Raw genomic sequence first — 5,681 nt, 5'->3', positions numbered from 1 at the left:
CGGGCCCCCGGTCGGGGCCTCCGCGCCGGCGCGGCCCCGGTGAGCGCTGCCGCCACGGGACTCGACGCTCATGGGACCTCCTCCTGTTGTGCGGAATCCACCGTGTGTCCGGTGACCCCTCAAGACTATCGACAGCCGGACACCTCAGCGGCCTTTCGGACAGCTCACCGGCGTGCCGCCGGGACACCGCGGGGGCCCGGATGTGGGATGCTTGGCCACTCCACCCACCCTTGTGATCCGGTGAGGAGTCGCGCGTGCCCGAGGCCGCGGCCGGGAAGGGCCTGTCCACGCGTCCGGCGGCGCCGTCCGCGGCACCGCCCGGGACGGAACCGGGGGCGGGGGCGCCGTCCCGCCGCGCCCTGCTGGGCGGATCGGCGGCCCTGGCGCTGCCCGCGCTGCCGCTCCTCGGCGGCTGCCGGGCGGTCCGGCCCGCGAAGGCCGACACGGCCGCGCTGCCGGTGCTGGTGGCCGCGATCACGGCGGAGCAGGAGCTGGTGGCCCGCTACGAGGCGGCGCGTTCGGCGCACTCCGACCTGGCCTGGCTGCTCGATCCCGTGCTCGCCCACCACCGCTCGCACCTGTCGGTGCTGCGCCGCCACTACGTCCCGGGGTCGGGGAACCGGGCGGACGAGGGCGGCAGGATCCCGGCGGCCGCGCAGGTCGCGCCGCCTCCCGGGGGAACGCCCGCGGTGCTGGCCGAGCTGCGGCGGGCGGAGACGGGCGCGGCCGCGCGGCTGACGGCGGCCGTGGCGAAGGTTGACGCGGGGCTCGCGCAGCTCCTGGCGAGCATCGGGGCGTGCGAGGCCGGGCACGCCGAGGCGTTGGGGAGGGCGTCGTGGGCGAGGTGACGACCGTGTCGGCGCTCCAGGAGGCGCTGAAGGCCGAGCACGCGGCGGTGTACGGGTACGGGGTGCTCGGGGCCCGGCTCCGCGGAACCGCCCAGGCCACTGCGCGGACGGTCTGGGACGACCACCGGGCCCAGCGCGACGAGCTGATCTCCCGGCTGGCGGCGCGGGGCGTCCGGGCCGTGGCGGCCGCTCCCGTGTACCGGCTCCCCGTGCGCCCGACGTCGGCACGGACGGCGGCGCAGCTCGCGGCGGCGCTGGAGCGGGACGTCGTGACGGCGTACGCGGGGCTCGCGGGCGTGCCCGATCCCGCGCTGCGGACGATGGCGGCGCGGGAGATGCAGCAGGCCATGGCGCGTTCGGTGCGCTGGCAGGCGCAGTCGGGGGCGGGCCGGGTGACGGGGCCGTTCAGCGCGTTCCCGGGGCTTCCGGACGCGTCGCTGGCCCCCGCTCCGGAACCGGGCGGCTCCGGAGACTGATCTTCTCCCGGCGCGGGTTTCCCTGGGAACTGTGTGGCGATAGTCCGCGTTAGTCCGTTTCGCAGGGGTACTGGGACCCTCGGGGGAAGGAATCCAGACGTCATGACCATGCACCAGTCCGAGTCCGTATCCGAGATCAACTCCGGGTCCGCCGCGGCGTCCGGGACGTCGTCCGCGGCGTCCCCGCTGGACGAGCTGAAGGCGGCCTACCAGGCGCAGCTCGCGCATCTGGCGGCCGAGCGGGACGAGGCCCGGCGCCAGGCGCGCCGGGCCAAGGCCGAGGCCGACGTGGCGCGCGCGAACCTGGCCAGCCTGCAGGCGCGCGTCGACCGCCTGCTCGGCACCGTCCGCGACGAGCTCGGCCTGCCGGTCGGCACGGACGCCGACCTCGCGCAGAAGAGGCCGGCGGACGCGGCCGGGCCGGCGGGCGCGCAGCCCGCGGCGAAGGCCGAGCGGCCGAAGAGGTCCGAGAAGACCCTCGGCGGCGACGGGAAGACCGCCGGGAACAGCGGTGGGAAGGCCGTCGGCAGGGCGGCCTGAACCACGCGAACATGACGCGGGCGGGGACCTCGGGTGTCGAGGCCCCCGCCCGCTTCTCGTCGTGGTCGCGTCGGCCGAGAGCCCTTCGGCCCGTCCGCCGGTGCCGTCAGGCGGACCAGCGGTCGATGTGCGGCAGCAGGTCGCCGAGGCCGCCGTGCAGGACGGCGTCCGGCTCGGCCTCCCAGGTCGGGACGGTGCTGTTGGGCATGAGCGCGGCGCGCATCCCGGCCGACTTGGCGCCGTGGATGTCGTCGAACGGGCGGTCGCCGACGAACACGCACGCGGACGGGTCGTCCGCCCCGACGGCCGCCATCGCGGCGCGGAACGCCTCGGCGTGCGGCTTGGTCCACGGGATCTCGCTGGAGTAGACCGCGCCGTCGAGCAGGCCGAGCACGCCGTCGCGGTCGAAGATGCGCTCGTGCCACTCGCGCGACCACATCGTGTTCGACAGCACGCCGACCTTCACGCCGCGGGCCCGCAGTTCGCGCAGCAGCGCGGGGGCGGCCGGGTCGATGAGCGTGTGCGGCGTCCAGAGGTCGAAGACCGCGGTGAGCAGCGCCTCGCTGGGGGCGACGCCCGCGGTGGCGAAGACCTCGTCGAGGGTGGCGCTGCGGTGCTCGTCGGTGCCGCGCCGCCAGAGCTCGACCTCGGCGGCGTGCAGGCGCGCCGCGGTGTCCGCGACCTCGGCGGGGTCGAGGCCGGTGGAGCAGATCTCGTGCCACATGCGGGCGATGTCGATGTCGTGCCAGGGGGTCAGCGTGCCGCCCCAATCGAAGATCACCGCTTTGACGCTCATGCCCGAAAGGGTAGTCACCGCGGGCAGATCACGCTGACGCCGCTATGAGGTGAATCACGGTGCGGGGAGCGGGAGCGGGGGCGTCCCGGCTCGCGGGACGCCCCCGGATCGGCGTCGGTCAGCGGTCGCCCTTGGGCTGGAGGTCCTTGCGGTAGGCCCAGTAGACCAGCCGCTTGCCGGCGTGCTCGGTGACGCCCCAGATGCGGTCGCCGCCCGAGTAGGGGTCGTAGGCGAAGGACTCGCCGCCGATCACTCCGACGATCGTGAACGGGTCGCGGCCCGCGCGGTCGCTGATGACGCGGCCCGGGCTGACCGCCCCGCCGCCGCTGACCGAGTAGTAGAACGACGCGCCCTGGCCCGCCCGGTAGTAGGACGCGACGCCCTGCACGTTCGGCGTGACCGTCCCGTAGACGGCCTTGGAGGTGACCACGCCGCCGCTCGCGGCCAGCATGCCGTTCGAGGCGAGCGGCCAGCGGACGACGCGGACGGGACGCGTCGAGCCGATCCCGCCGGAGAGCTTGTACTCGGCGGTCACCAGGCTCGGCGTCGGGTAGGTCGGGTCGTAGGTGACGGTGCTGAAGCAGAGCTGCTTGTTCACCGCCGACGGCTTGACGGTCCAGGCCGGGCAGCTTCCGTACGCGGTCCGGTCGAACTGGTAGCGGCCGACCTCGAACAGCACGTAGTGCTCCCCGTGGGCGTGGAATCTGCCGTCCGGGCCGATGCCGAGCCCGCCGCCCGGGGTCACCTTGTAGGTGCGCCGCAGGTCGTAGACGCGCAGGCCGGCCGCGGTGTCGGACAGGTAGGCGTAGTTGCCGACGATGGAGACGCCGCCGGCGTGCTGCGGCGCCTCGGCGACGCCCTGGGCGCTCATGCCGCCGGGACCGCCGAGCTGGAGGTTCACGTCCTTGGCGGCGACCTTCCCGGACGCGTCGCGCGTCGGGACCGCGAGCTGGACGGCGTGGTAGCCGCCCGTCTTGGACACCTCCGGGCGCTTGCCGACGGTCAGCCGCGCCATGTCGGTGACCGGGTTCTTCGCCTTGGGGTCCTTGACGTGGTACCAGCTGACCGCGAGGCCGTCGAGCTGGGCGGTCCGGCTGACGGCGACGCCCTGCGGGGTCCAGCTCGGGCTCGCCTCGTCGCTCATCCCCGGGCGGAACTCGGGGCACCACGCGCCGACCTTGATCCTGGCGTCCAGGGCGGCGACCGCCGACCGGGCCGCCGAGGAGCACCTGGTCTTCCAGGTCAGGCGGCGCGCGTCGGCGGTGTCGGCGGCGACGTCGCGCAGCGACACGGCCTTCATGGCGGTGCGCCTGTCGGCGGCCAGGCGGTCCAGCGCCGCCATCGCGGCCGGATCGGCCGGTTTCCACCGGAGCTTGAACGAGACGCCGGACAGCGTGGTGGTCTGGCCGGGCTTCGTGGAGACCGCCGCGCGCGGGACGGCGGTGAGCGTGCCGCCGGAGTCGGTGGCGGCGGCGATCCCGGCGGCGACGAGGGTGGTGGCCAGTGCGCCGGAGGCGAGGCCGAGCACGGTGGAGACGCGCCTGGAGGGCATGCGGAGGCGCGGCATGCTGGGGGGCATGTGGTCCTTCCCACGGGGGTGGGGCCCGAGTCGAAAGGCGGGAGGTGCAGATCGCAACAAAGCGTAGAGAATCCGGCATTCAGCACAGCGCGGACACCCATAGCCGGTGCGCAGGTGTGACAGGACTCACTTTGCGATTCTGTGACCGGTGACGGGGAACACTCTTACTGATCGCGGAGTTGCCCCAGCTGAGTCGGTTTTGCGAGGTGACCGTGACATGACAGCGTCCGTCGCGGCACCCGTCTCTCCCGGCGAGGGCACACTCCCCTCCCCCGGCGCTCCGGCCGAGGCCGGGGTCGAAGCCGAGGGGGACCAGGTCGAAGGGCCCGATCTCCCGCTCGCGCCGGCCCGGGACACCCGCTCCCGCCGCGCCCGCAGGATCGGCGCGCTGGTGCAGTGGGGCCTGGTCCTGGCGGCGCTCGGATCGCTCGCCCTGTTCAGCGACAAGCTCCCCGACTTCGGGGCGATGTGGCAGGCCACCCGGAAGGCCGACCGGCTCTGGCTGGTCGTCGTGGTGCTGGCCGAGGCCCTGTCGATGGGCGCGTTCGCCCGGCTCCAGCGGCGGCTGCTGCGGATCGGCGGGCACCGGATGCCGGTGCGCCGCGCGTTCGCCATCACCTACGCGGGCAACGCGCTGTCCACGACGCTTCCGGCGGGGCCGGCGGTGAGCGTGGTGTTCACCTTCCAGCAGTTCCGGCGGGCGGGCGTGTCCGCGCGGGTGGCCACGGCGGTGATCGTGGTCGGCGGTGTGATCACGACCGGCACGTACACGCTGATCGGGCTGCTGGCGCTGCTCACCGACCCGTTCGCGCGGGGCCCCGCGCTGACCGCGCTGTCCTACCCCGCCGTCCTCGCGGCGGTGGTCGGACCGGCCCTGTTCTGGCGTCCGCTGCGGGTCCGGCTGGCCGTCCCGTTCCGGTGGGCGCACCGCCGGCTGACCGCGCACCCGAAGATCGCGCCGTGGGTGGACAAGCTGCTGGACGCGGCGGTCCTGCTGCGTCCGGGGGCCCGGGACGTCGGCGTCCTCGCGCTGCTCGCGGTCATGAACTGGGTCTGCGACATCCTCGCGCTGTTCGCGGCGGCCCGCGCGGTCGGCCTCGACCTCGACCCGACCGGCGTGACGCTCGCCTACTTCGCCGCGCAGGCGGCGGGCAGCCTGCTGCCGCTGCTCCCCGGCGGCATCGGCGCGATCGAGTCGAGCATGGCCGCCTCACTGGTCGCGCTCGGCGCGGCCGTCGCGCCCGCCGCCGCTGCCGTGGGCCTGTACCGGCTCGTCTCCTACTGGGGTGTCGTCGGCGTGGGCTGGGTCGCCTGGCTCGCCCTTCAGGAACGCGCGGGGGCTCGTGCGCGCGCGATGCTCACCCGGGCCGGACGCGTCGCGCTGGAGGCGTGCGGCAGTTTCGCGGCGCTCACCCCTTACGCGCCGGCGCTCGCGGCGTCCG

The 5,681-nt window shown here is 74.9% G+C and carries 6 protein-coding genes; 4 read left to right on the top strand and 2 right to left on the bottom strand.

Annotated features, from left to right (window positions below; translation table 11 throughout):
* Window positions 1-254: 254 nt before the first annotated feature.
* The 3 genes from AB0J52_RS24385 (at window position 255) to AB0J52_RS24375 (ending at window position 1,864) form a co-directional block, all read left to right on the top strand.
* Entirely contained in the window at window positions 255-848 is a 594-nt protein-coding gene (locus tag AB0J52_RS24385) for a hypothetical protein (RefSeq protein ID WP_500184423.1), read from the top strand.
* The gene (locus tag AB0J52_RS24380) at window positions 836-1,324 is read left to right on the top strand and encodes a ferritin-like domain-containing protein (protein WP_500184422.1); all 489 of its coding nucleotides are present in this window, start codon (window positions 836-838) and stop codon (window positions 1,322-1,324) included. The genes AB0J52_RS24385 and AB0J52_RS24380 overlap by 13 nt, the downstream gene beginning before the upstream one ends.
* Before the next feature lie 102 nt (window positions 1,325-1,426).
* On the top strand, window positions 1,427-1,864 hold the full coding sequence (locus AB0J52_RS24375) for a hypothetical protein (RefSeq protein WP_500184421.1): 438 nt from the start codon (window positions 1,427-1,429) through the stop codon (window positions 1,862-1,864).
* A gap of 106 nt (window positions 1,865-1,970) precedes the next feature.
* On the opposite strand, the gene AB0J52_RS24370 is transcribed toward AB0J52_RS24375, so the two are convergent.
* Both AB0J52_RS24370 and AB0J52_RS24365 read right to left on the bottom strand, forming a co-directional pair.
* Window positions 1,971-2,660, bottom strand: coding sequence for an HAD family hydrolase (locus tag AB0J52_RS24370; RefSeq protein ID WP_500184419.1), 690 nt, complete (start codon window positions 2,658-2,660; stop codon window positions 1,971-1,973).
* A gap of 118 nt (window positions 2,661-2,778) precedes the next feature.
* On the bottom strand, window positions 2,779-4,239 hold the full coding sequence (locus tag AB0J52_RS24365; protein ID WP_500184417.1) for a hypothetical protein: 1,461 nt from the start codon (window positions 4,237-4,239) through the stop codon (window positions 2,779-2,781).
* Between the two features lie 217 nt (window positions 4,240-4,456).
* On the opposite strand from AB0J52_RS24365, the gene AB0J52_RS24360 reads away from it, so the two are divergent.
* Window positions 4,457-5,681: lysylphosphatidylglycerol synthase transmembrane domain-containing protein (locus tag AB0J52_RS24360; protein ID WP_500184416.1), on the top strand; the 1,225-nt coding region annotated here is incomplete at its 3' end.

The sequence above is a fragment of the Spirillospora sp. NPDC049652 genome, from assembly GCF_040675125.1.
Classification (GTDB): Bacteria; Actinomycetota; Actinomycetes; order Streptosporangiales; family Streptosporangiaceae; genus Spirillospora.
The sequence above is the reverse complement of the archived record's forward strand: the minus strand, read 5'-3'. Positions and strand labels throughout refer to the sequence as shown.